The 23,773-nt window shown below is 61.3% G+C and carries 22 protein-coding genes and 3 riboswitches; of the genes, 20 read left to right on the plus strand and 2 right to left on the minus strand.

Annotation, left to right across the window (positions count from 1 at the left end; genetic code table 11):
* The first annotated feature begins 87 nt into the window (after nt 1–87).
* The 11 genes from PYR65_RS22820 to PYR65_RS22870 all read left to right on the plus strand — a co-directional run bounded on the left by PYR65_RS22820 (nt 88) and on the right by PYR65_RS22870 (nt 9,920).
* Entirely contained in the window at nt 88–1,251 is a 1,164-nt protein-coding gene (locus PYR65_RS22820) for an isovaleryl-CoA dehydrogenase (RefSeq protein WP_276121708.1), read from the plus strand.
* Nucleotides 1,252–1,321: 70 nt separating this feature from the next.
* Nucleotides 1,322–1,813 (plus strand): hypothetical protein, encoded by a 492-nt coding sequence (locus PYR65_RS22825; protein WP_060636668.1) that lies wholly within the window; start codon nt 1,322–1,324, stop codon nt 1,811–1,813.
* Nucleotides 1,810–2,193 carry a type II toxin-antitoxin system VapC family toxin gene (locus PYR65_RS22830; RefSeq protein ID WP_060636667.1) on the plus strand — a complete coding sequence of 128 codons (384 nt, stop codon included), beginning with the start codon at nt 1,810–1,812 and terminating at the stop codon, nt 2,191–2,193. The genes PYR65_RS22825 and PYR65_RS22830 overlap by 4 nt, the downstream gene beginning before the upstream one ends.
* Before the next feature lie 8 nt (nt 2,194–2,201).
* Nucleotides 2,202–3,809 (plus strand): carboxyl transferase domain-containing protein, encoded by a 1,608-nt coding sequence (locus tag PYR65_RS22835; protein WP_276121709.1) that lies wholly within the window; start codon nt 2,202–2,204, stop codon nt 3,807–3,809.
* An 11-nt stretch (nt 3,810–3,820) separates the two neighbouring features.
* Entirely contained in the window at nt 3,821–4,204 is a 384-nt protein-coding gene (locus PYR65_RS22840; protein WP_276121710.1) for a RidA family protein, read from the plus strand.
* Nucleotides 4,205–4,217: 13 nt separating this feature from the next.
* Nucleotides 4,218–6,203: an acetyl/propionyl/methylcrotonyl-CoA carboxylase subunit alpha gene (locus tag PYR65_RS22845; RefSeq protein ID WP_276121711.1), complete on the plus strand. Its 1,986-nt coding sequence runs from the start codon at nt 4,218–4,220 to the stop codon at nt 6,201–6,203.
* Nucleotides 6,203–7,078: a hydroxymethylglutaryl-CoA lyase gene (locus PYR65_RS22850; RefSeq protein ID WP_276121712.1), complete on the plus strand. Its 876-nt coding sequence runs from the start codon at nt 6,203–6,205 to the stop codon at nt 7,076–7,078. Before PYR65_RS22845 ends, PYR65_RS22850 begins: the two co-directional genes overlap by 1 nt.
* Nucleotides 7,075–7,866: a crotonase/enoyl-CoA hydratase family protein gene (locus PYR65_RS22855; RefSeq protein WP_276121713.1), complete on the plus strand. Its 792-nt coding sequence runs from the start codon at nt 7,075–7,077 to the stop codon at nt 7,864–7,866. The genes PYR65_RS22850 and PYR65_RS22855 overlap by 4 nt, the downstream gene beginning before the upstream one ends.
* Nucleotides 7,867–7,943: 77 nt before the next feature.
* The gene (locus PYR65_RS22860) at nt 7,944–8,315 is read left to right on the plus strand and encodes an antitoxin Xre/MbcA/ParS toxin-binding domain-containing protein (protein ID WP_060636662.1); all 372 of its coding nucleotides are present in this window, start codon (nt 7,944–7,946) and stop codon (nt 8,313–8,315) included.
* Nucleotides 8,308–8,823 (plus strand): RES family NAD+ phosphorylase, encoded by a 516-nt coding sequence (locus PYR65_RS22865; protein ID WP_276121714.1) that lies wholly within the window; start codon nt 8,308–8,310, stop codon nt 8,821–8,823. The genes PYR65_RS22860 and PYR65_RS22865 overlap by 8 nt, the downstream gene beginning before the upstream one ends.
* 176 nt (nt 8,824–8,999) lie before the next feature.
* Nucleotides 9,000–9,920, plus strand: a complete 921-nt coding sequence (locus tag PYR65_RS22870; RefSeq protein WP_276121715.1) for a fatty acid desaturase — start codon at nt 9,000–9,002, stop codon at nt 9,918–9,920.
* Here PYR65_RS22870 and PYR65_RS30605 read toward each other — a convergent pair.
* A complete protein-coding gene (locus PYR65_RS30605; RefSeq protein ID WP_407951360.1) occupies nt 9,898–10,074 on the minus strand; it encodes a hypothetical protein in 177 nt (58 codons plus the stop codon). The two genes, PYR65_RS22870 and PYR65_RS30605, sit on opposite strands and share 23 nt — an antisense overlap.
* A 313-nt stretch (nt 10,075–10,387) precedes the next feature.
* On the opposite strand from PYR65_RS30605, the gene PYR65_RS22880 reads away from it, so the two are divergent.
* Nucleotides 10,388–11,602 carry an ROK family transcriptional regulator gene (locus PYR65_RS22880; RefSeq protein WP_244490097.1) on the plus strand — a complete coding sequence of 405 codons (1,215 nt, stop codon included), beginning with the start codon at nt 10,388–10,390 and terminating at the stop codon, nt 11,600–11,602.
* Nucleotides 11,603–11,648: 46 nt separating this feature from the next.
* Here the strand turns inward: PYR65_RS22880 and PYR65_RS22885 are convergent, their stop codons facing one another.
* The gene (locus PYR65_RS22885; protein WP_276121839.1) at nt 11,649–12,320 is read right to left on the minus strand and encodes a TetR/AcrR family transcriptional regulator; all 672 of its coding nucleotides are present in this window, start codon (nt 12,318–12,320) and stop codon (nt 11,649–11,651) included.
* A gap of 237 nt (nt 12,321–12,557) precedes the next feature.
* Here PYR65_RS22885 and PYR65_RS22890 point away from each other — a divergent pair, with 237 nt between their 5' ends.
* From PYR65_RS22890 to PYR65_RS22925, 8 genes are all read left to right on the plus strand, one after another.
* On the plus strand, nt 12,558–13,757 hold the full coding sequence (locus PYR65_RS22890; RefSeq protein ID WP_276121716.1) for a multidrug effflux MFS transporter: 1,200 nt from the start codon (nt 12,558–12,560) through the stop codon (nt 13,755–13,757).
* 141 nt (nt 13,758–13,898) lie between these two features.
* Nucleotides 13,899–14,113: riboswitch (cobalamin riboswitch) on the plus strand.
* A gap of 110 nt (nt 14,114–14,223) precedes the next feature.
* On the plus strand, nt 14,224–16,569 hold the full coding sequence (gene metE / locus PYR65_RS22895) for a 5-methyltetrahydropteroyltriglutamate--homocysteine S-methyltransferase (RefSeq protein WP_276121717.1): 2,346 nt from the start codon (nt 14,224–14,226) through the stop codon (nt 16,567–16,569).
* Nucleotides 16,570–16,731: 162 nt separating this feature from the next.
* Nucleotides 16,732–16,954: riboswitch (cobalamin riboswitch) on the plus strand.
* A gap of 281 nt (nt 16,955–17,235) precedes the next feature.
* The gene (gene nrdH / locus PYR65_RS22900) at nt 17,236–17,457 is read left to right on the plus strand and encodes a glutaredoxin-like protein NrdH (RefSeq protein ID WP_276121718.1); all 222 of its coding nucleotides are present in this window, start codon (nt 17,236–17,238) and stop codon (nt 17,455–17,457) included.
* A gap of 39 nt (nt 17,458–17,496) precedes the next feature.
* Entirely contained in the window at nt 17,497–17,904 is a 408-nt protein-coding gene (gene nrdI / locus PYR65_RS22905) for a class Ib ribonucleoside-diphosphate reductase assembly flavoprotein NrdI (RefSeq protein WP_276121719.1), read from the plus strand.
* A gap of 53 nt (nt 17,905–17,957) precedes the next feature.
* Nucleotides 17,958–20,084 carry a class 1b ribonucleoside-diphosphate reductase subunit alpha gene (nrdE, locus tag PYR65_RS22910; RefSeq protein ID WP_407951351.1) on the plus strand — a complete coding sequence of 709 codons (2,127 nt, stop codon included), beginning with the start codon at nt 17,958–17,960 and terminating at the stop codon, nt 20,082–20,084.
* Nucleotides 20,085–20,267: 183 nt separating this feature from the next.
* Nucleotides 20,268–21,242, plus strand: a complete 975-nt coding sequence (nrdF, locus tag PYR65_RS22915; protein ID WP_276121721.1) for a class 1b ribonucleoside-diphosphate reductase subunit beta — start codon at nt 20,268–20,270, stop codon at nt 21,240–21,242.
* Between the two features lie 170 nt (nt 21,243–21,412).
* Nucleotides 21,413–22,201, plus strand: a complete 789-nt coding sequence (locus PYR65_RS22920; RefSeq protein ID WP_276121722.1) for an SDR family NAD(P)-dependent oxidoreductase — start codon at nt 21,413–21,415, stop codon at nt 22,199–22,201.
* A gap of 57 nt (nt 22,202–22,258) precedes the next feature.
* A riboswitch (cobalamin riboswitch) is annotated at nt 22,259–22,500 on the plus strand.
* A 225-nt stretch (nt 22,501–22,725) separates the two neighbouring features.
* The gene (locus PYR65_RS22925) at nt 22,726–23,772 is read left to right on the plus strand and encodes an ABC transporter substrate-binding protein (protein WP_276121723.1); all 1,047 of its coding nucleotides are present in this window, start codon (nt 22,726–22,728) and stop codon (nt 23,770–23,772) included.
* Nucleotide 23,773: the final 1 nt, after the last annotated feature.

Raw genomic sequence — 23,773 nt, forward strand, 5'->3', positions numbered from 1 at the left:
GCAGATATCCCTGGCCGGGTTTCGAGGCTGAGTGGAATTTCGTTTTCCTCTTTCGTTGCGGCAGCGATCCGACAGGGAGGAGGCCCGATGTATTCCGGCGGCTTGAATTTTGCCTTGGGCGACGACCTCGACGCTTTGCGCGAGACCGTGCGGCGCTTTGCGAGCGAACGGATTGCGCCGCAGGCAGCTGATATCGACCGCAGCAACAGCTTTCCGATGCCACTCTGGCGGGAGCTGGGCGAACTCGGCCTGCTCGGGATTACGGCCGGCGAGGACTATGGTGGCATCGGCCTTGGTTATCTCGCCCATTGCGTTGTGATGGAGGAGATCAGCCGGGCCTCAGCCTCGGTGGCGCTGAGCTACGGCGCCCATTCCAATCTCTGCGTCAACCAGATCAACCGCAATGGCTCGGAGGCCCAGAAGGCCAAGTATCTTCCCAAACTGATCTCCGGCGCTCATGTCGGTGCGCTCGCCATGTCAGAGCCCGGAGCGGGGTCGGATGTCGTGTCGATGAAGCTGCGGGCTGAGCGGCGCGGTGATCGCTATGTGCTCAACGGCAGCAAGATGTGGATCACCAACGGTCCGGACGCCGATGTCCTCGTCGTCTACGCCAAGACCGATCCCGAGGCCGGGCCGCGCGGCATTACCGCGTTTCTGGTCGAAAAGGGGTTTGCCGGATTTTCGACCGGCCCGAAACTCGACAAGCTCGGCATGCGCGGCTCCAATACTTGTGAACTCGTCTTCAGCGACTGCGAAGTGCCGGGGGAGAACGTGCTGGGAAGCGTTGGCGGCGGCGTGCGCATCCTGATGTCGGGTCTCGACTACGAGCGTGTTGTCCTGTCGGCCGGGCCGCTCGGGATCATGGCAGCCTGCCTGGATGTCGCGGTTCCCTATCTGCATGAGCGAAAACAGTTCGGCCAGCCGATCGGCGAATTCCAGCTGATGCAGGGCAAGATCGCCGACATGTATGTGACGCTGAATGCGGCGCGCGCCTATGTCTATGCGGTAGCCGCAGCCTGCGATCGCGGCGAAACCACGCGCAAGGATGCGGCCGGTTGCATTCTCTATGCGGCAGAACGGGCAACGGCCTTGGCGCTCGAAACCATCCAGGTGCTGGGCGGCAACGGGTACACCAACGACTATCCGGCCGGCCGGCTGCTGAGGGACGCCAAGCTTTACGAGATCGGCGCAGGCACATCGGAAATCCGGCGCATGCTTATAGGACGGGAGCTTTTCAATGAAACAGCATAGGGTTGTATTTATCGTTTTACATTACGTTTAACATAATGTACGATTTGTATATTGTTAAATGGAGATTTCGATGAATATGTTACATTTGTCGGTTCGGCCGGGTTCGGAAAAAGCGCGCATCTGGCAGATTTGCGATGAGCTTCTTGCCAAGAACGGCACGCCGCCGAGCGGCCGAGAGGTTGCGGATATCTACATCGCCGAAGGCGGCAACCAGGGCACCGGGTTTACGCAATATTCCCATTGGAAAAAGGAGTATCTTGCACGGCAGGAACAGGCGATGCCGCGTGAGGCAGCATCGGTTTCGCCCGGAAATATCGACTTCCGCTTTCTGTCGGTGGCACCGGACGGAACGATCGCGCTGCCGCACGACGTGCGCCGGGCCATGCTGCTCGACGAGGATGGACGGGTGACGTTGAGTGTCGTGGACGGCGAGTTGCGGGTGATATCGCCGATGGTTGCGGTGCGCCAGCTGCAGCGCCGAACGCTGGGGCTGGTGCCTGCCGGTGCGCTTGTGTCCGACGAACTGATCGCCGAACGGCGCCAGGAAGCGGAGGCGCAATGAGCGGCGCTGTGTTTGACGCGTCTGCGGTCCTCGCCATGGCTTTCAATGAGCCGGGCGCCGAGCAGGCGATGATCCATCTGGCCGGTGCGCGCATTTCGGCGGTCAACTATTCGGAAGCCGGCGCAAAGCTGATCGACAAGGGTCTCGGGCCAGAGGAAGCTTTCATTTGGCTGGGCGCGCTGCGGCTTGAGGTCGTGCCATTCGATACCGCCTCAGCCGAAAAAGCCGCAGTTCTGCGCAAGGATACGCGCGCCAGGCGGCTTTCCTTTGCCGACCGCGCCTGCATAGGGCTGGCTGCTGCCGATGGCAGCGCCGCCATTACCACCGATAGGGTCTGGTCGGAACTCGATCTGGCCTGCGACGTGAAACTTATCCGGTAGGGACATTCATGGCTGTGATCCGTTCGCAAATCTCGACCTCTTCGGAAGCCTTCAGGGCCAATAGCGCGGCGATGGCGCAGGCGATGCGTGTTGTCGAGGACGCGGCGGCGGTGGCCGTGGGGGGTGGTGGCGAGGTCGCGCGCGAGCGGCATGTCAGCCGCGGCAAAATGCTGCCGCGCGAGCGGGTGGCGCAGCTGATCGATCCGGCGACGCCGTTTCTCGAAGTCGGCATGACGGCGGCGCATGGGCTTTACCAGGGCGAGGCGCCGGGGGCGGGGCTGGTGACGGGTATCGGCCGGGTGTCCGGGCGCGATTGCATGATCGTCTGCAACGATGCGACGGTCAAAGGCGGCACCTATTACCCGATGACGGTGAAGAAGCATTTGCGGGCGCAGGAGATCGCGGCCGAGAACAACCTGCCCTGCATCTATCTGGTCGATTCCGGCGGCGCCAACCTGCCGAACCAGGACGAGGTCTTTCCCGACCGCGATCATTTCGGCCGCATCTTCTACAATCAGGCCAATATGTCGGCGGCCGGCATTCCGCAGATCGCCGTGGTCATGGGCTCGTGTACGGCGGGCGGCGCCTATGTCCCGGCCATGTCGGACGAGGCGATCATCGTCGAGGGGCAGGGCACGATCTTCCTGGCCGGGCCGCCGCTGGTGCGGGCGGCGACCGGTGAAGTCGTGTCCTCTGAGGATCTCGGCGGCGGCGATGTGCACACGCGGCTTTCCGGCGTTGCCGATCACCTGGCGCGCGACGATGCGCATGCGCTGGCGCTGGCGCGCCGCGCGGTTGCCAACCTCAACCGGATTTCCATACCCACCATCGAGCGGCAGGCTCCGGAAGAGCCGGCTTACGATCCCGATGACATCGCCGGTGTCGTGCCGCTGGATCTGCGCATACCTTATGATATTCGCGAGGTGATCGCCCGGATCGTCGATGGTTCGCGGCTGGACGAATTCAAGGCGCGCTATGGCACGACGCTGGTCTGCGGCTTTGCGCATGTCCACGGAATTCCCGTTGGGATCATCGCCAATAATGGCGTGCTGTTTTCGGAATCGGCGCTGAAGGGCACGCACTTCGTCGAGCTCTGCTCGCAGCGCAGGATCCCGCTGGTTTTCCTGCAGAATATCACCGGCTTCATGGTCGGGCGAAAATACGAGACCGAAGGCATTGCCAAGCACGGCGCCAAGCTGGTGACGGCGGTGGCGACGACCAAGGTGCCGAAGATCACCATGCTGGTCGGGGGCTCGTTCGGGGCGGGCAATTACGGCATGGGCGGCCGGGCGTTTTCGCCGCGCTTCCTGTGGACCTGGCCCAACAGCCGGATCTCTGTGATGGGCGGCGAGCAGGCGGCAGGGGTGCTGGCAACGGTGCGCGGCGATTCGCTGAAGCGGGCAGGGACCCCCTGGAGCGAGGAGGACGAGACCCAGTTCAAGCAGCCGGTGCTGAACCTGTTCGAAACGCAGAGCCACCCGCTCTATGCCTCGGCGCGGCTATGGGACGACGGCATCATCGATCCGCGCAAGAGCCGCGACGTGCTGGCACTGTCCTTGTCTGCCGCGCTCAATGCGCCGATCGGCGACACCAGGTTCGGCCTGTTCAGGATGTGAGGAGAAAGACCATGAAACGTGATGCTTTCAACGCGAAAAACGCCCCTCAGCCGCGCGGCGGTTATGCGCAGGCCGTGCGGATCGAGGACTTTAGCCGGGTGCTGTTCGTCAGCGGCCAGATCCCGGCCGATAGCGACGATGTGCTGCCAACAGGTTTTGAGGCGCAGGCGCGGCAGGTCTGGTTGAACGTCGATGCGCAGCTGAAGGCGGCCGGGATGAGCAAGGCGGATATCGTCAAGGTCACGATGTATCTGTCCGACCGGCACCATACGATGGCCAACCGGGAAATCCGGGCCGAATATCTGGGCGCCTTGGCACCGGCAATGACGGTGGTCATTGCCGGGATATTTGATGAAAGCTGGCTGCTCGAGGTTGAAGTCATCGCCGCGCAATAACCGGGATAGAGTGATGTTTTCGAAGATACTGGTTGCCAATCGCGGTGAAATCGCCTGCCGGATTATTCGCACGGCGCGGCGGCTCGGCATTCGCACCGTCGCGGTGTTTTCCGATGCGGATGCTGGCGCGCTGCATGTGGAACTGGCGGACGAGGCCTTTCGCATCGGGGCTGCGGCGGCCAGCGAAAGCTATCTGAACGCCGCGCGCATCATCGCGGCGGCGCAGCGCGCGGGCGCGCAGGCGATCCATCCCGGCTACGGGTTTCTCTCGGAGAATGCGGATTTCGCAGAGGCCGTCGAGGCGGCCGGCATGGCCTTTATCGGGCCTTCGGCCGCTGCCATCCGGGCAATGGGCCTGAAGGACGCGGCCAAGGCGCTGATGGAGCAATCCGGCGTGCCGGTGGTTCCCGGCTATCACGGCGAAAACCAGGACGGCGATTTTCTGGCCGGAGAGGCCGGGATCATCGGTTTTCCGGTGTTGATCAAGGCGCGGGCGGGCGGCGGCGGCAAGGGGATGCGCCGGGTCGATCGTGCCGAGGATTTCTCTGCATCGCTGGATGCGGCGCGGCGGGAGGCGCAGGCGGCGTTCGGCGACGGTGCGGTGCTGATCGAAAAATACCTGATGAAGCCGCGCCATATCGAAATCCAGGTGTTCGGCGACCGGCATGGCAATGCCGTGCACCTGTTCGAGCGGGACTGCTCGCTGCAACGGCGCCATCAAAAAGTGATCGAGGAGGCGCCGGCGCCGGGCATGACGGCGGAAATGCGCCGGGCGATGGGCGAGGCGGCGGTGCGGGCGGCCCGCGCCATCGATTATTGCGGCGCAGGCACGGTGGAATTCATCGCCGATGTTTCCGACGGGCTCTGGCCCGACCGGTTCTTCTTCATGGAAATGAACACGCGGCTGCAGGTCGAGCATCCGGTGACGGAAGCGATCACCGGTATCGACCTCGTGGAATGGCAGTTGCGGGTGGCCAATGGCGAGCCGCTGCCGTTGAAGCAATCGGAACTGTCGATCGACGGTTGGGCGTTCGAGGCGCGCGTCTATGCCGAGGATCCGGCGCGGGGTTTTCTGCCATCGACCGGCACGCTGTCGGATATCCGTTTTCCGCAGGAGGGTGTGCGGATCGATGCCGGGGTGCGGCTCGGAGACCGGATCAGCCCTTTCTACGACCCGATGATCGCCAAGCTGATCGTGCACGGCACGACGCGGGCGGCGGCGCTGGCGCGTTTGACGGCGGCCTTGGAAAACAGCCATATCGGCGGCGTCGCCAACAATCTCGATTTTCTCGCGCGCCTCAGCCGCCAGGCCGATTTCGCGGCCGGGCATCCCGATACCGGGCTTATCGACCGGGAGGTGGAGGCGCTGACGGCGGCCGATGCGCCGGATGAAACGGTGCTGGCGCTGGCGGCCGTTCTGTCGCTCGGCACGCTGCAGGTTCCGCCGGCCGGCGATCCCTTCCGCACGCTCGGGCATTGGCAGATCTGGGGACAGGCGACGCGCACGGTGACGCTGGATCATCACGGCGAGCGGCATGTGCTGCGGGTGGCGGCGCGCGGTCTCGACCTCTTTGCCGTCAATAGCAGCAGCCGGGTCATTCCGGTGAGGATTTCCGGCCGGTTCGAGGGCGGTTGCCATGTCGAGGCCGATGGCCGCCAGAGCCGGTTGCAGCGGCTTGAGATCGCCAGGGGCTTTACGCTTTTGGTGGACGGCCGCGCCTATGACTTTCAGATTCCCGATCCGCTGGATAGCGAGGCCGAAACTGCTGCCGGAAGCGACCGCCTGACGGCGCCGATGCCGGGGCTGATCAAGCTGGTGCGCGTCAGGCAGGGTGATGCCGTGGCGAAGGGCGACGCGCTGATCGTGATGGAAGCGATGAAGATGGAGCTGACGCTTGCGGCAAGCCGCGACGGGATTGTCGAAACCCTGTTGGTCGCCGAGGGTGATCAGACGGCCGAGGGTGCGGTGCTCTTGATGCTGAAACCCGAGGAGGCCTGATGTCTGCCACCGGCAACAGGACCAACCGGGTCTCCATCGTCGAGATGGCGCCGCGGGACGGGCTGCAGAACGAAAAGGCGTTGATCGATACGCGCGACAAGATCGCGCTGGTCGACAGATTGTCGGATTGCGGCTTCGAGCGGATCGAGGTGACCAGTTTCGTCAGCCCGAAATGGGTGCCGCAACTGGCCGATGCTGCCGAAGTGATGGCCAGGATCATCAGGCGGCCGGGGGTGCGCTACGCGGTCTTGACGCCGAACATGAAGGGGTTTGAGGCCGCACTTGCGGCCGGCGCCGACGAGGTGGCGATCTTTGCCTCGGCCTCGGAAGGATTTTCGCAGCACAATATCAATTGTTCGATCGCTGAAAGCATCGAGCGGTTTCGCCCGGTGGCACAGGCTGCGCGCGCGCACGGAATTGCGGTGCGCGGCTATGTCAGTTGCGTGGTGGAATGCCCCTATGACGGCGCTGTTGCGCCCGCAAATGCTGCGGATGTCGCAGGGCAGTTGCTGGCGCTTGGCTGCCACGAAATCAGCCTTGGCGACACGATTGGCCGGGGCACGCCGGAGACGGTGGACCGCATGCTGGCGGCGGTGCTGGACACTATCCCCGCCGAAAGGCTTGCGGGGCATTTCCACGACACATCCGGCCGGGCACTCGACAATATCGGCGTGGCGCTGGAGCGCGGCATCCGGGTGTTCGATGCCTCGGCCGGCGGTCTTGGCGGCTGTCCGTTTGCACCGGGTGCCAAGGGCAACGTGGATACGCTGCAGGTGGACGCCTATGTGAGGGGGCGCGGCTTTGTGACCGGCCTTAATGCGCAGGCGCTTGAGGTGGCCTCGACGTTTGCGCGCGGCTTGAGGAGTTCGGCATGACCTACGAGACCATTCGCGTTTCAGTTGACGGCAGGGGCGTGGCGGCGCTGACCTTGGCGCGGCCGGACAAGCACAATGCCCTGTCCGGCACGATGATCGGCGAATTGACCACGGTTGCCCGATTGCTGGGGGCGGATACAGCCGTTCGCGCCGTCGTCCTTGCGGCCGATGGCGTGAGCTTTTGTGCCGGCGGCGACCTCGGCTGGATGAAGGCGCAGATCGAGGCGGACCGGGCGGGGCGCATGGCGGAGGCCAGGCGGCTGGCGCTGATGTTCAAGGCGCTGAACGATCTGCCAAAGCCGGTGATCGCCCGCGTTCAGGGCAACGGTTTCGGCGGCGGCGTTGGGCTTTTGTGTATCGCCGATGTGGCGGTTGCGGCCAGTACCGCCAAGTTCGGACTGACGGAAACGCGGCTCGGGCTGATCCCGGCGACGATCAGCCCCTATGTGGTGGCGCGGATTGGCGAGGGGCAGGCGCGGCCGCTGTTCATGTCGGGAAGGATTTTGGATGCGCAGGCAGCGCAGGCGGCCGGGCTCCTGACGCGCGTGGTGCCACAGGACCATCTCGATGCGGGGGTGGAGGCGGAAATATCGCCCTTTCTGCAGGTCGCGCCGGGGGCTGTTGGGCAATCCAAGGCGCTGGCGCGCTCGCTCGGCATGCCGATCACCGATGAGGTCATCGAGGCGACGATCGTGCGCCTGGCCGATGTCTGGGAGACAGACGAGGCACGGGAAGGGATTTCGGCATTTCTGGAAAAGCGCACGCCCTCCTGGCGCGTGCCCGTTTAATCCAATCTTGCGCTTGAAATGCGCAGGGTTTGAGCATATTTTGATATCAGACTTATCAATATGTGTTAGGAAATGTCATGACAGCTTTGAGCTTTGATATGACGGCAAGCCGGTTTGGCGACGGTCAATCGCCGTTTCTGTCGGCGGAGCGGGTCTCCAAGCAGCTCGGTGTCACCTTGTCCGAGCTTGCCAAGCTGATCGGCGTTGCCCGCAATACGTTGAACGCGAAATCTGGCGCGCGCAAGGTGGATCATGCGCTGAGCCATGTGGTGCGCATCCTTTCCATGGCCAGCGAAATGGCTGGGGATGACAACCGCGCGACCATCTGGTTCAAGCATCAGCCGATCCCCGGCTGGGCGGGCAAGACCGCCTATGATCTGGTGAGCGAAGGCAAATCGGACAAGGTGCTGGCCTATCTCGAGGCGGTGCGATCCGGCGTTTATGCCTGACACGATCCGGCAGACGCTGACGCTGTGGCGCGCCTTCGTGCCGCGATGGGCCTTCGCGCCGCTTTCAGGCGAAGGGGCGGCCCGTTTTGGCGGACGCTGGAACCCGGTGGGTGCAGCCACCATCTACGCGGCCCGCGAACTCTCGACCGCCTGGGCCGAATACAATCAGGGTTTTGTCCAGCATCCGGCGCTGATCGCGCAGCTCGACCTCAAGCAGGCGGCACTCGCCGATCTGACTGATCCGCAGGTATTGTCCGATCTTGCCGTACCGGATGATATTCATCATTGCGAATGGCGGATGCTTCTCGACGCGGGCAAGGTGCCGCCGACCCACCATCTGCGGCAGCGGCTGATCGCCGACGGGTTTGACGGCGTCGTCTATCCATCCTTCATGTCGCCGGGCGGGACCTGCGTGGCGCTCTGGCGCTGGAACGGAAAGGGTGCGCCGCGTCTCGACGTGGTCGATCCGGATGGCCGCCTGCCGAAGACCCGGGCATCGTGGGTCTAGAGCCTCATTGATCGTACGAGGCTCTAAGGGAAACACGCTGGCGGAGGATGAAAGCTGCCGGTGGTGGCGCGCAAGGCGAAAGATTTTTCTCCAATAGTCTATAAAATAAATCAACATAGTTATCTAAAACTGGTGTGGCGCTGTAATTTCCTTCTACTTCCGGGGGATATCAGTGCATGCCCAACACGCCGTCCTACATCATCAAAGTCCCGGCCCGCCGTCTGGAATGGCCGACGGTTCTTTTGGCAGTTGCAATCTATGGCGGCTTTCTGGCGCTGACATTCTGGTGGCAATCGCTGCCGGTTATCGCCGTGGCGCTTATAGGAGGCTGGCTGATCGCCTGGCAGGGATCGTTGCAGCATGAGGTTATCCACGGGCATCCGACCGGCAACCAGCGCATCAATGATGCGATCGGCGCGATCCCCCTGTCACTCTGGCTGCCCTATCCGATCTACCGCGAAAGCCATCTGGAACATCACCGCGACGAGCATCTGACCGACCCGATCGAGGACCCGGAATCCTCCTATTTTACCCGCGCGACCTGGGAGCGGCTGGGAACAGCCGGCAAGCTCCTGGCACGCTGGAACACGACGCTGTTCGGGCGGCTGACGATCGGGCCTGCCGTCATGCTGGCGAGCTTTCTGGCGCAGGAGGTACGATTGCTGATAGCCGGCGAACCCGGCCGGGCGCGCATCTGGGCGGTACACATGGTGGGTGCCGCTGCCGTGCTGTTCTGGGTCACGGTGATCTGCGGCATGCCGTTCTGGCTCTATTTCTTTGGCTTCGTCTATCTCGGGGCGGCACTGACACGGTTGCGGTCCTATGCCGAGCACCGTTACGCCGAACGGCACGAGGAGCGCACAGCGATCGTCGAGAACAGCCATTTGTTCGGGCTGCTGTTTCTCTACAACAACCTGCATGTGCTGCATCACCTCAAACCCGGCATTTCCTGGTACCAGCTGCCGTCGGTTTATCGCCGTCACCGCGAGTCCCTGATCGGCACTAATGGTGGGCTCGTCTATAACAGCTACTGGGACATTGCCCGCCGGTATTTTTTGAAGCCGCATGACGACATCACGCATCCCAAGCATTCTTGATGGGGTTGCGTCGGGGTTCGTTTGGAAGCCTGTTTTCGTCATAGCCGAGACTGTCGTCTGCCGAACGATGATCCAGTACAGGAAGCGCGGCCAAGTGCCGGCGGATTGTGGCGAGTTCTTTCAGCACGATCTCTTTTTCCGCCCGGCCTCTCATGCGATGAAGGCGCTCTTGGAGTGCCCGACGAATTGCCACGGTGATCGTTTCTCCTTTTTTTCCGCCAATAATCTGGCGAGGCGTTCGGTCTCCGGGTCGTTGATATTCAGCGCCATCACATGGTCCCTCCGGCCTGTTTGGCGTCACTCTATCTCTTGAAAAGATGTTTGCAAAAACACAGGTCCGTGCCTGGTTCGCTCATCAGGGCAGCGCATAGATTTTCAACATTCGCCACTGTTCCTCCCATTTCCAGTTGACTCACGGTCCGCTCACCTCAATAGTTCGGTCAACGAACGAATTAATTGAGGTGGCCGTGAGCGAAACCCTGCGTATCTCCCGGAAGTTTTCCCAAAGGGCCGTGATGGAGGCCATCATCCAGAACGGTCCGATCTCGCGCGCGTCGATTGCCAAGCAGACGGGGCTTTCCAAGCAGACGATTTCGGAGATCGTGCGGCAGCTAGAGCTGGACGACTGGGTGCGCGAGACGGGGCGCACCAGCGGCCATGTCGGACGCACGGCCGTGACCTATGAACTGGTGCCGGATGCGGCCTATATTGCGGCGGTTGATCTTGGCGGCACCAAGATCCGGCTCGCCATTGCCGATCTCGCCTGTCAGGTGTTCGCCGAGGAGGTCGTGGCGACCGACCGGCGCGGCGGCCAGTTCGTCGTCGATCAGATCGCTGATCTCTGCGGCAAGGCCGCAAGCCATCTGAACATCCCGCGCGAACGCATCCGCATGGCCGTGATCGGCGCGCCGGGCGCACCGGACGCCAGGACCGGCCGTATCCTGCTGGCGCCGAACATTGCCGATTTCGACACGATGAACGTGGCTGCCGCTTTCGAGAAGGCGCTGGGGATTGACGTCATTCTGGAAAACGACGTCAATCTGGCGGTGCTCGGAGAAAACTGGCTGGGGCAAGGGCAGGGCATCGACAATCTCGCCTTTATCGCCGTCGGTACGGGGATCGGCGGCGGGCTGATGGTCGGCGGACAGCTGGTGCGCGGCGCAATGAATGCCGCCGGCGAACTGGGGTTCCTGCCGTTCGGCGCAGATCCTTTCGATCCGGAATCGCTGCGCACCGGCGCCTTCGAACGGGTCGCCGCCTCGATCGGTATCATGGAGCATTATGCGGCGGCATCCGGTGAGACGGCGGATGTTCGCGAAATCTTTGAGCGGGCAGCGCGCGGCGATACCCATGCTGCGGCGACGCTGGATGAGACGGCGAGATATCTGGCGCGCGGCATCAGCGCCATTGCGGCGATTGCCAATCCGGAAAAGGTCATCATGGGCGGGTCGATCGGCTTACGCCCGGAATTGATCGAGCGCATTCGCAAATTCCTGCCGGCCTGCTTTCCCTATCCCGTCGATATCGAGGCAAGCCAGCTCGGTCCGCGTGCGGCAATCATCGGGGCTGCGGCGATCGGGCTCAGCCATCTCCACAATGCGCTGTTTGGCGCCGATGCCCCCGATAGCCGCATGTCGCTGCCGCCGGCGGAAACGGTGGCGTTTCGGGAAGAGCTACAATAACTGCGCCCGATGGCCTGTAATAGCAGGGGTTACATGCAGCTGCGCGTCAGCGGGATGCGGCGTTGATTGCGGCAGGTTCGAGCTTGCCAATGTCTGGGGCGCCATAGGCCCGCATGAAGGTGCATACCGCGTTGCGGGCTGCACTTTCCAGTTCGGCTTCGCTCGGCGTCGCGCCGAACAGGGTGCTCATCTGCAGGTCGGCATTCACAAGCGCCAGAAACTGGCGGGCGGCGACATCGAAGTCGTCGATCTGCAGGAGGCCTTTATGGGCGAGGCGGGCAAAGAGTGCGGCCAGTGCCGTGCCGATCTTGCCGGGGCCGTGCAGGCGCCAGCTTTCGAACAGATGCGGATAGCGCTCGCCCTCCGACTGAACCAGTTTGCGCAGGAATTTTCCATCCTGGTTGCAGATGCAGCTGCGGCTGAGGCGCACGGCAAAGGCCGCAAGATCGTCCTTCAGATTGCCCGGATTTTCGGGAAAGGTCGACAGGGTCGTGAACAGCATGGCGTTTGCCCGGTCCATGACGTCCTCGACCACGGCGGTGAACAGGTTTTCCTTTTCCCGGTAGTGATTGTAGACGGTCTGGCGCGAGACGCAGGCTTCGGCGGCGATCTCGTCGATGCTGGCGCCGGTAAAGCCCTGGCGGCAAAACACTTCCGCAGCGGCTTCCAGAATGGACTTGCGCTTGGCGCATTGGCCGCGCTGGCTATGCACGGACATCTTCGAAACGGTGTCGCGATTGGCTTTCATGGGTTTAAGATAATGCCTCTTGACGTTTTAGACAATGGTGTCTAATTTTACAGCTGTGTCCAATTATATTGACACGAACTGCCAAGCGCGCAGACGTCCTCCCAAGCGCCGCGTGAAACCCTGGCAACGATCCATTGAACCCTCGTGAGAGCAACGCAGCGCAAGACTGATCCGGGTTTGTGCTGCCGTTTTCTGAAAGATGATCCCATGACGTCCTCCTTCTTCCGGACTGCCCTCATCCTCGGCCTCCTGTCCGCCATCGGCCCCTTCGCCATCGACATGTACCTGCCGGCATTGCCCTCGATCGGGCAGGACCTTGGCGCGGAAAACCAGGTGGTGCAGCTCAGCCTGCTTGCGTTCTTCATCTCCTTTGCGCTGGCGCAGCTGATCTATGGTCCGCTGTCGGATATGTGGGGGCGCAAGGCGCCGCTCTATATCGGCATCGGCATTTTCGCGCTCGCCAGCATCGGCTGTGCGCTGGCAAGCGACATCGAAACGCTGATCGCCTTCCGCTTCCTGCAAGGGATCGGCGGCGCGGCCGGCATGGTCATTCCTCGCGCCATCGTCCGTGACATGCATACCGGCGTACAGGCTGCCCGGCTGATGTCGCTGTTAATGCTGGTGTTCAGCATTTCGCCGATCCTTGCGCCGCTGACCGGCAGCGCCGTCATCGAGTTCTATGGCTGGCGCGGCGTGTTCTGGGCCGTGACGATCGCCGCCTTGATCGGCCTCATTCTGCTCGCAACACAGTTGCGGGAAACCCGCCCGAGGGAACACCGTGCCGAAAGCGGCCTTCGCAGCGCCATGGCAGCGTATGGCGTGTTGCTGAGGGACAAGAACTTTCTGACGCTGACCTTCATCGGTGGCCTTGGGATTTCCAGCTTCCTCGTCTATCTCGCCAATTCGCCCTTCGTGCTGATCGATTATTACGGGCTAACGCCAACGCAATACAGCTTTGCCTTCTCGATCAATGCCGTGTCGTTCTTTGCGGTATCGCAGGCAACCGGCTGGTTTGGCGAGCGCTTCGGGCTTGTGCGGGTGATGCGGATCGCGGTGACGGCCTTTGCGCTGACCATGGCGGCCATGGCCATCGTCATGAGCCTCGGGTTCAACCAGCTTCCGGTCATGGCCGCATTCCTGTTCGTCGGCTACGGCTTTCTCGGCCTGGTCATCCCGACCAGCGCGGTTCTAGCGCTGGAAGAGCATGGCGAGATCGCCGGCACGGCATCGTCGCTGATGGGAACGCTGCATTTCGTCACGGCCGCCGTCGCCATGGTGATCGCCTCGGTATTCTTCGACGGCACGGCCGTGCCGATGGCCCTGGGCATTGCTCTTTGTGCCGTCGGAGCGCTGCTGCTGACGCAGGCAACCATCGGCCGCCGCCGGGCGATTGCCGCTGCAGAATAAGTGCCTGACTGTTACGGGATGAGTGGCAAAGGCCTGGAGATATCTCCGGGCCTTTTGCATTTTGAGCGGGCAACTAGAACCCGTCATCGCTTAAAGACATAAGCATTCCTTTATGTCTCTTGACTGAGTGTGCCGTTTGCCGCATGTTGGATATATCGTGGTTCTCCGGAGTTCGCATCCGGAGCTAAGAGGGAATCCGGTGCGATGCCGCAAGGTGTCCATGCCGGAGCTGCCCCCGCAACTGTAAGCGGCGAGTTTCTGTCTACCGAACGTCACTGGGACGCAAATGCCCTGGGAAGACCGGACAGCGACGATGACCCGCAAGCCAGGAGACCTGCCGCGATAGATAACGTCCACGGGCGGGGTGTCCCGGTGTGCCGCTTTGCGCAACGGGGACCTTTTGTCCATCGTTCGATACGCAATGCGTCCACTTTGTCCCTTGCCCTCAACAATCGGGGTAAGGAAAATGACCATCACCACAGCAAATCTGGGATTTCCCAGGATCGGGGCCAAGCGCGAACTGAAATTTGCGCTGGAGAGCTATTGGGCCGGCAAGTCGTCCGCAGACGAACTGCTTGCGACCGCAAGGGATCTGCGTGTCAAAAACTGGGCGCTCCAGAAAGACAAGGGTATCGCCACCATCCCCTCCAATGATTTCTCGCTCTATGACCATGTTCTCGACACCGCCGTCATGGTCGGCGCCATCCCTGCCGCCTATGGCTGGAAAGGTGGTCCAGTCGATCTTAAGACCTATTTTGCGATGGCGCGAGGCAGCCAGGGCGGCGGCCACGCGGGCTGCGGCCATGCGGAGCACGGGCATGGCGTACCAGCCCTTGAGATGACCAAATGGTTCGACACCAACTATCACTACATGGTGCCAGAATTCTCAGCCGGTCAGACGTTCGAGCTGACGGCCAACCGGCCGCTCGACGCGTTTCGCGAGGCAAAGGCATTGGGTGTGCACACCCGCCCGGTTCTTCTCGGGCCGCTGACATTCCTCAAACTCGGCAAGGCGGCACAGGATGGCGTTTCGCCGCTCAGCCTGCTCGACAAATTGCTGCCGGTCTACGGACAGGTCCTGGCCGAGCTTTCGCAAGCGGGTGCAGATTGGGTGCAGATCGACGAGCCTTGCCTGGTTCTTGATCTCACGGAGGCGGAACGTGCCGCGTTCGCTCATGCTTACGAGACGCTCAGCACTGCTGCGCCCGGCCTGAAGGTCATGCTGGCAACCTATTTCGGCGCGATCGGTGACAATCTGGAGACGGCGCTCAAACTCAAGGTCGCGGGCCTGCATGTCGATCTGGTGCGGGCGCCGCAGCAGGCCGCCGTGCTGATCGACAAGGCACCGGCGGATCTCGTCCTGTCGCTGGGGATCATCGACGGACGCAATGTCTGGCGCGCCGATCTTGTCGGGCTGTCCAAGCGCATCCAGCCGCTGATCGAAGCGCATGGGCATGGCAAGGTGCAATTGGCACCGTCCTCGTCGCTTTTGCACGTGCCGATCGATCTGACGCTTGAAACGGCGCTTGATCCGGAACTCAGGTCCTGGCTTGCGTTCGCCAATCAGAAACTCGATGAGCTGGCCTTGCTGGCAAAGGCATTCGATGCCGGTAGCGCGCAGGCGGAGACGGTGTTTGCCACATCGATCGCGGCGGCCAGCGCGCGCCTGACATCGGTGAAAGTGCATGATCCGCTCGTTGCAGGCCGGTTGAAGCAGGTCGATGCCACGATGCTGAAGCGCACGTCGCCATTTGCAAAACGTCAGCGGTTGCAGCAGCAGCGATTGCGCTTGCCGCTGTTTCCGACGACGACGATCGGTTCGTTCCCGCAGACGGCGGAGGTGCGCAAGGCCCGCTCGAAACATGCAAAGGGCGAGCTTTCCTATGTCGATTACCAGGCGTTTCTTGAGCACGAGACCGCGCAGGCGATCCGCTGGCAGGAGGAGATCGGCCTCGACGTTCTGGTGCATGGTGAATTCGAGCGAAACGACATGGTGCAGTATTTCGGCGAACAGCTTTCCGGCTTTGCTTTCACCCAGCATGCCTGGGTGCAGAGCTACGGCTCGCGCTATGTCCGCCCGCCGATCATCTATGGCGATGTCTCGCGTCCGAACCCGATGACCGTTGCCTGGTGGAAATATGCGCAGGCGCTGACGGCAAAGACCGTCAAGGGCATGCTGACCGGACCGGTGACGATCCTTAACTGGTCGTTCGTCCGCGACGATCTTCCGCGCAGCACCGTCTGCAAGCAGATTGCGCTGGCCATCCGCGACGAGGTTCATGACCTTGCCGAGGCGGGCGCGGCGATGATCCAGATCGACGAGGCGGCCTTGCGCGAAGGACTGCCGCTGCGACGGGCGGACTGGAAAGCCTATCTCGACTGGGCGGTCGAAAGCTTCCACCTTTGCTCGACCGGCGTTTCCGACGAGACGCAGATCCATACGCATATGTGCTACTCGGAGTTCAACGACATCATGCCGGCAATCGCCGCCATGGATGCCGACGTGATTTCCATCGAGACGTCGCGGTCGAAGATGGAACTTCTGTCGGCCTTCACCGGCCGTGGCTACCCGAACGAAATCGGGCCGGGTGTCTACGATATCCACTCGCCGCGGGTACCCGCTGTCGAGGAAATGGTCGAGCTTCTGGACAAGGCGAGCGAGGGACTGGTCGCAGGACAGATCTGGGTCAATCCGGATTGCGGCCTGAAGACGCGCAAATGGGAAGAGGTCAAGCCGGCGCTGGTCAACATGGTTGCCGCAGCCATCCGGCTGCGTGCCAGCCTGGAGCGGGGCCGCGCGGTCAATTCATGACGCCAGCCGCAAAACAACAGACGGCGCCGGGAGATTTCCCGGCGCAGTCCCGCCTCATCGATCTCCGGCATTAATTCCCCATTATCCACAACGCAGCAAAAATAATGTGGCGCAGGCCCTGAATCCGGCGTCTACACATTGACGTCATTTTCCCGTCGTATACTATATCTAGTGTTCAACGGTCCTCCGAATCGAAGGGTGAGGAGGCTAAGAGGGAATACGGTGCGCCAGGGCTTTCAAGCTCCGGCAAAGCCGAAGCTGCCCCCGCAACTGTCAGCGGCGAGCGTCTGTTTCATTTCAAGTCACTGAAGCATCAGGCTTCGGGAAGGCGGAATGGACGCAACGACCCGTAAGCCAGGAGACCTGCCATTGAGCGAAAACGTCCACGGGCGGGGTGCCCGGAAGGTCGCGTGATATGTGGCGGAATGAGTCCGCTTTGTGCTCGCGTTCGTCCGATGCCCGCCAAACAAGGCTTCGGGGTGAAGGCATGTCAGTCAATCGAATTCGCAGACCAACAGACGCGGAATCGCGATCGGCGGCGCAGGCCTAACCCCTCGCAAATATCGGAAATGAACAACAGCGATCGGACCCGCGTGCAGCGGCTCGGAGCCTTTCGCCTGCCGGCAACATCACAGACCCACGATCACAAGACCCACGAGGACCATCATGGATATCACCGTTTACAGCAAGCCTTCCTGCGTCCAGTGCACCGCGACCTATCGCGCGCTCGATCGCAAAGGCATCGACTATCAGGTCGTCGATATTTCCAAGGACGAGTACGCCTTCGCAAAGGTGATCGGCCTCGGTTACCAGCAGGTGCCGGTGGTGATCGCGGGGCAGGATCATTGGGCTGGGTTCCGGCCGGACAAGATCAGCGCGCTTTCTTGAGTACGGCCTGAGCGTGGCCTGAACACGAATGGACAAGCGATGGGCCTGATCGTCTATTATTCCAGCCTATCGGAAAACACCCATCGCTTTGTCGCCAAGCTGAATTTGAAATCCATCCGCATTCCCGTCAGCAACGGCGTGGAAACGCCGGATGTGCGCGAACCCTTCGTTCTCATCCTGCCAACCTATTGCGGCGATGACGGCAAGGGCGCGGTTCCAAAGCAGGTGATCCGCTTTCTCAACGATGCGGACAACCGGTCCCTCATCCGGGGCGTGATCGCCGCCGGTAACAGCAATTTCGGCGAGACATTCGGTCTCGCGGGCAATGTCATCTCGGAAAAATGCCGGGTGCCGTACCTCTACAGGTTCGAGCTTCTGGGTACGGACGAGGACGTCGCCAATGTCATCAATGGATTGGAACGATTTTGGACGTCTCAGAGACTTTGACGCGGAGCGCAAAACCGCTCAACACTTTGGCTCATTCCGCTGGCGAACGCCCCTTGAAGGCGACGGAAACCGCGATTGATTACCACGCGCTGAACGCGATGCTGAACCTTTATGACGATGAAGGAAAGATCCAGCTCGACAAGGACCGGCTGGCTGCCAAGCAATATTTCCTGCAGCACGTCAACCAGAACACCGTGTTCTTCCATAACTTGCGGGAAAAGCTCGATTACCTGGTGACCGAGGGCTATTACGAGCGCGAGGTTCTCGACCAGTATTCGTTCAATTTCGTGCGCGACCTCTACGATCACGCCTATGCCAAGAAGTTCCGCTTCCCGACCTTTCTCGGTGCCTTCAAGTATTACACCAGCTACACGCTGAAAACCTTTGATGGAAAACGCTATCTCGAGCGGTACGAAGACCGCATCTGCATGGTGGCGCTGGCGCTGGCGCAAGGGAATGAAGCGACGGCCCGCGACATGGTTGACGAGATCATTTCCGGCCGCTTCCAGCCGGCGACGCCGACCTTCCTGAATGCCGGCAAGAAGCAGCGCGGCGAGCTCGTTTCGTGCTTCCTATTGCGCGTTGAGGACAATATGGAATCGATTGCCCGCGGCATCAATTCGGCGCTGCAGCTGTCGAAGCGCGGCGGCGGCGTCGCCCTGTCGCTCACCAATATCCGCGAGGCGGGTGCGCCGATCAAGCAGATCGAGAACCAGTCGTCGGGTATCATTCCGGTGATGAAGCTCCTCGAAGACAGCTTCTCCTATGCCAACCAGCTTGGCGCACGCCAGGGGGCAGGGGCCGTCTATCTGAACGCCCATCATCCCGACATCATGCGCTTCCTCGATACGAAACGCGAAAATGCCGACGAGAAGATCCGCATCAAGACGCTCTCGCTCGGCGTCGTCGTGCCGGATATCACCTTCGAACTGGCAAAGAACAACGAGGATATGTACCTGTTTTCGCCCTATGACGTGGAGCGCGTCTACGGCGTGCCGTTCACCGAAATTTCGGTGACGGAGAAATACCGCGAGATGGCGGATGATGCCCGTATCTCCAAGAAGAAGATCAAGGCGCGCGAATTCTTCCAGGTGCTGGCCGAAATCCAGTTCGAGAGCGGCTATCCCTACATCATGTTCGAAGACACGGTGAACCGGGCAAACCCGATTGCCGGCCGCATCACCATGAGTAATCTCTGCTCGGAAATCCTGCAGGTGAGCGAGGCCAGCGACTATAATGAAGACCTGTCCTACAAGCATATGGGCAAGGACATTTCCTGCAATCTCGGTTCGCTGAACATCGCAGCCGCAATGGACAGTTCCGATTTCGGCAAGACGATCGAAACCTCGATCCGGGCGCTGACGGCCGTTTCCGACATGAGCCATATCTCGTCGGTGCCCTCGATCGAGAAAGGCAATGACGACAGCCACGCGATCGGCCTTGGCCAGATGAACCTGCATGGCTATCTCGCCCGCGAGCGCATCCATTACGGTTCCGACGAGGGCGTCGATTTCACCAACATGTATTTCTACACGGTGACCTACCATGCCATCCGGGCATCGAACCGGATCGCCGTCGAGCGGGGATCGAGCTTCAAGGGTTTTGAGGATTCGAAATACGCATCCGGCGAGTATTTCGACAAATATGCCGGACAGGAATGGGTACCGGCGACCGCGCGCGTGCTCGAACTGTTTAAGACCGCAGGTATTCACATCCCGACGCAGGAAGACTGGCTGGCGCTGAAGTCCGCCGTCATGGCGACCGGCCTCTATAACCAGAACCTCCAGGCTGTCCCGCCGACGGGATCGATCTCCTATATCAACCACTCGACTTCCTCGATCCATCCGATCGTCTCTAAGATCGAGATCCGCAAGGAAGGCAAGATCGGCCGCGTCTATTACCCGGCGCCGTTCATGACCAACGACAATCTCGACTATTACCAGGACGCCTATGAGATCGGCCCTGAAAAGATCATCGATACCTATGCGGCGGCCACCCAGCATGTCGATCAGGGCCTGTCGCTGACCCTGTTCTTCCGCGACACGGCAACGACGCGCGATATCAACAAGGCGCAGATCTATGCCTGGAAGAAGGGCATCAAGACGATCTATTACATCCGCCTCAGGCAGATGGCCTTGTCCGGCACGGAAGTGCAGGGCTGCGTGTCGTGCAGTTTGTGATGTGAGGCGCTACCGTTTTCGTCACGCCTGAGCCCGGAGCCCCCTCATCCGCCTGCCGGCACCTTCTCCCCGATGGGGAGAAGAGACGTGCGGCGAGCGCGAGGTCCCCCTCTCCCCTTGGGGAGAGGGCAGGGTGAGGGGGCCAGGCGCCCTGTCAGATTTTGTTGAGGAAAGATATCTCCCATGAACATCGCCATCAAACCAGTTTCGCGCGTGCGTGCCATCAACTGGAACCGCATCGAGGACGACAAGGATCTGGAGGTCTGGAACCGGTTGACCGGGAATTTCTGGCTGCCGGAGAAGGTGCCGCTGTCCAACGATATTCCATCCTGGGCGACGCTACGGCCGGAAGAGCAGCAGCTGACGATCCGCGTCTTTACCGGGCTGACGCTGCTCGACACGATCCAGACCAGCATCGGCGCGCCGAAGCTGATGGAGGATGCGATCACGCAGCATGAGGAAGCCGTCTATTCCAACATTTCCTTCATGGAAGCGGTGCATGCCCGCTCCTATTCCTCGATCTTCTCGACGCTCTGCTCGACGCCAGATGTCGATGACGCCTATCGCTGGTCGGAGGAAAACGAGCATCTGCAGCGCAAATCGGCGCTGATCCTCGAACATTATCGCAATCCCGATCCGCTGAAACGCAAGGTCGCATCCGTCTTTCTCGAGAGCTTCCTGTTCTATTCCGGTTTCTACCTGCCGATGTTCTGGTCGAGCCGGGCAAAGCTCACCAATACCGCCGATATGATCCGCCTGATCATCCGCGACGAGGCGGTGCATGGCTATTACATCGGCTACAAGTTCCAGAAGGGACTGGAGCGGTTGAGCGCGCCAAAGCAGCAGGAGATCAAGGACTTCGCCTACGAACTTCTGTTCGAGCTTTATGACAATGAGGCGAAATATACCGAAACGCTCTATGACGGCGTCGGGCTGACCGAGGACGTCAAGAAATTCCTGCACTACAACGCCAACAAGGCGCTGATGAACCTCGGATATGAGGCTCTGTTTCCGCCCGAGGCCTGCAAGGTCAATCCGGCGATCCTCTCGGCACTGTCGCCGAATGCCGACGAGAACCACGACTTCTTCTCCGGTTCCGGCTCGTCCTATGTCATCGGCAAGGCCGTTGCGACCGAAGATGACGACTGGGATTTTTGAGGCAATGCAAGTTTTCCGGTCTCTCCTTGCCGGCGGTGATGCGCCGGCAATCGGGGGATGACACGCTGGTGTGCTTTCCCGCCTTGGAGACCCGCACGCAATCGGCACTGGGCAATCCTGTTTCGAACGCTATTCTCCGTGCTTCCTTTCACTGTAATCGAGGATGAGAGATGGCACAGGGACAATGGAACGGGGTGCGTATCGGCGACCTCGACGGCAAGGCGGTCTTGATCACCGGCGCATCGACCGGCATTGGCGCTGCCCTTGTGCGTGCTTTGGCGGCACAGGGCGCAAGCGTGGCGATCCATTACAATGAGAGCAGGCAGGCTGCGGAAAACCTGCTTGGCGAAGTGGTAGACGAGGGCGGCAAGGCGGTTCTGGTGCAGGGCGATTTGTCTGCCGATGGTGTCACGGAACGCGTCGTTGAGGAGGCTGCCGCCCATTTCGGCCGTCTCGATGGGTTGATCAACAATGCCGGCGGCATGCTCGGACGCGTCACGACGGCCGAAATGAGCGATGCGCATTACGAGCGTGTCATGGACCTCAATGCCCGATCCGTGCTGGCGGCGACCCGCGCCGCGCATCCTTTTCTGAAGAAGCAGGGTGGCTTCATCATCAACACGACCTCGATTGCCGCCCGCAATGGTGGCGGCAACGGCGCCATTCTCTATGCGGCGTCCAAAGGCTTCGTCTCGACCATCACCCGCGGCCACGCCAAGGAGTTTGCCGCCGACGATATTCGCGTCAATGCGGTCGCACCCGGCGTGATCGCCACGCCTTTTCATGACCGCTATACCAGCCCGGAGATGCTGGACGCCCAGCGCAAGACCGTTCCGCAGGGCCGGGTCGGTACGCCCGACGAATGTGTGGGCGCCTTTCTGTTTCTGGCGTCGCCGTCGCTGTCTGGCTATGTCACCGGCCAGATCATCGAGGTCAATGGCGGCCAGTTGATGCCGTAAACGGGGAAGGGGCGGCGCTCTCGTGGCGCTCTCGTCTTGACGCCGCCACTGCCGCTGGACTAAGTGACATCTGACGGTTCCCCGATGGATGACTTCGAGGGGATTAATAGGGAACACGGTGCGGAAGACCCAACAGGGACCAAGACCGTGGCTGCCCCCGCAACTGTAAGCGGATTGCCGATCGCCATCCGGCGCTTTTAAGAAGCGCCAAGCCACTGCGAGCCCTCAAGGTTTTCGGGAAGGCAGGCGAGAGACAGATATCCGTGAGCCAGGAGACCTGCCGTCGAAAGAAACATCCAACTTCCCGGGCGGGGTTGCCCGGAACAGGAGCCATCATGTTTGATTTCGACCGCCGCATCCGGCGTTTTCGCGCCGTTTTCTTCATAACGGAATTCTGTCGCCGTCCCTAAGCAGGCGGCTGAAAGCCTACGCGCGCTTTTGCACAGCAAAAGCTGCCGTTCCCCTTTTCAATTCCACGGGCGCCCTGGCGCCCGGACTGGAATTCCGTTTTCAAGAAGGTTCAAATGTTTATCACCCGTATTCTTCCTCTGTCCCGTGTTCTGGCGCCGCTGCCGGCTGCAGCCATCGCTGTCATCGCCTTTGCCGCACCAGTTGCCGCAGCGCCCACCACCTATCCGCTCGACATCACCAATTGCGGCCAGACCGTGCGCTTCGACAAGGCTCCGCAGAAGGTCGTCTCGATCGGCCAGGGCATGACCGAAATCCTGTTTTCGCTGGGTCTCGCCGACAAGATTGCGGGCACCGCCGTCTGGGTGGGTCCGGTTCTGCCGGCCTTTGCCGAGACCAACAAGGGCATCAAGCGGCTGGCCGATAACGACCCGAGCTTTGAATCCGTCGTTGGCGCCGAGCCCGATCTGGTCGCCGCCGAATTCGAGTGGCATGTCGGCGCTCAAGGCTCGGTCGGCAAACGCGAGCAGTTTTCCGGCCTCGGCATCAATACCTATGTGTCGCCGGCCGATTGCGTGGCCAAGATCAATACCGACGGCGGCGACGGCGTTCGCCGCGAACTGTTCACCATGGACCTGATCTACCAGGAAATCGGCGAGCTTTCGCGGATTTTTGACATCCAGGATCGCGGCGACGCGCTGATTGCAGAGTTGAAGAAGCGCGAAGCCGACGCTGTTGCCTCGATCGGCGCCGCCAGGCCGGGTGCGCTGCCGGTGGTCTTCTGGTTTTCCAGCAAGGAAGTGCAGGGGGATGCCTTTATCGCCGGCAAGAACAGCGCCCCTGCCTATATCCTGAAAACGCTGGGCGCCCAGAATGTGGTGACCACCGAAGAGGAATGGCCGCTGGTCGGCTGGGAAACGAATGCCGAGGCCAACCCGTCCGTCATCGTCATCGCCACCATGGACCGCCGCCGCTATGCCGCCGACGATCCGGCCGTGAAGATCGATTTCCTGGAGAATGACCCGGTCACCAGCCAGCTCGATGCCGTGAAGAACAAGCGCTTCGTTGAAATGGATGCGCAATCGATGAACCCGACGATCCGCACGATCGACGGTATCGAGATCCTCGCCAAGGGCATCAAGTCGTTCGGCCTGTCGCAGTGAG

Origin of the sequence: Pararhizobium qamdonense (assembly GCF_029277445.1) — a bacterium.
Taxonomy (GTDB): domain Bacteria; phylum Pseudomonadota; class Alphaproteobacteria; order Rhizobiales; family Rhizobiaceae; genus Pararhizobium; species Pararhizobium qamdonense.

Excerpts from the sequence above, each read along its gene's own strand:
- PYR65_RS22820 (WP_276121708.1), top strand. The coding sequence starts at position 88 with ATGTATTCCGGCGGCTTGAATTTTGCCTTGGGCGACGACCTCGACGCT.
- PYR65_RS22835 (WP_276121709.1), top strand. The coding sequence starts at position 2,202 with ATGGCTGTGATCCGTTCGCAAATCTCGACCTCTTCGGAAGCCTTCAGG.
- PYR65_RS22860 (WP_060636662.1), top strand. The coding sequence starts at position 7,944 with ATGACAGCTTTGAGCTTTGATATGACGGCAAGCCGGTTTGGCGACGGT.
- PYR65_RS22885 (WP_276121839.1), bottom strand. The coding sequence starts at position 12,320 with ATGTCCGTGCATAGCCAGCGCGGCCAATGCGCCAAGCGCAAGTCCATT.
- PYR65_RS22925 (WP_276121723.1), top strand. The coding sequence starts at position 22,726 with ATGTTTATCACCCGTATTCTTCCTCTGTCCCGTGTTCTGGCGCCGCTG.
- PYR65_RS22840 (WP_276121710.1), top strand. The coding sequence starts at position 3,821 with ATGAAACGTGATGCTTTCAACGCGAAAAACGCCCCTCAGCCGCGCGGC.
- nrdF (WP_276121721.1), top strand. The coding sequence starts at position 20,268 with ATGAACATCGCCATCAAACCAGTTTCGCGCGTGCGTGCCATCAACTGG.
- nrdH (WP_276121718.1), top strand. The coding sequence starts at position 17,236 with ATGGATATCACCGTTTACAGCAAGCCTTCCTGCGTCCAGTGCACCGCG.
- PYR65_RS22920 (WP_276121722.1), top strand. The coding sequence starts at position 21,413 with ATGGCACAGGGACAATGGAACGGGGTGCGTATCGGCGACCTCGACGGC.
- PYR65_RS22890 (WP_276121716.1), top strand. The coding sequence starts at position 12,558 with ATGACGTCCTCCTTCTTCCGGACTGCCCTCATCCTCGGCCTCCTGTCC.
- metE (WP_276121717.1), top strand. The coding sequence starts at position 14,224 with ATGACCATCACCACAGCAAATCTGGGATTTCCCAGGATCGGGGCCAAG.
- PYR65_RS22865 (WP_276121714.1), top strand. The coding sequence starts at position 8,308 with ATGCCTGACACGATCCGGCAGACGCTGACGCTGTGGCGCGCCTTCGTG.
- PYR65_RS22825 (WP_060636668.1), top strand. The coding sequence starts at position 1,322 with ATGAATATGTTACATTTGTCGGTTCGGCCGGGTTCGGAAAAAGCGCGC.
- PYR65_RS22870 (WP_276121715.1), top strand. The coding sequence starts at position 9,000 with ATGCCCAACACGCCGTCCTACATCATCAAAGTCCCGGCCCGCCGTCTG.
- PYR65_RS22830 (WP_060636667.1), top strand. The coding sequence starts at position 1,810 with ATGAGCGGCGCTGTGTTTGACGCGTCTGCGGTCCTCGCCATGGCTTTC.
- nrdI (WP_276121719.1), top strand. The coding sequence starts at position 17,497 with ATGGGCCTGATCGTCTATTATTCCAGCCTATCGGAAAACACCCATCGC.
- PYR65_RS22850 (WP_276121712.1), top strand. The coding sequence starts at position 6,203 with ATGTCTGCCACCGGCAACAGGACCAACCGGGTCTCCATCGTCGAGATG.
- PYR65_RS22845 (WP_276121711.1), top strand. The coding sequence starts at position 4,218 with ATGTTTTCGAAGATACTGGTTGCCAATCGCGGTGAAATCGCCTGCCGG.
- PYR65_RS30605 (WP_407951360.1), bottom strand. The coding sequence starts at position 10,074 with ATGAGAGGCCGGGCGGAAAAAGAGATCGTGCTGAAAGAACTCGCCACA.
- PYR65_RS22855 (WP_276121713.1), top strand. The coding sequence starts at position 7,075 with ATGACCTACGAGACCATTCGCGTTTCAGTTGACGGCAGGGGCGTGGCG.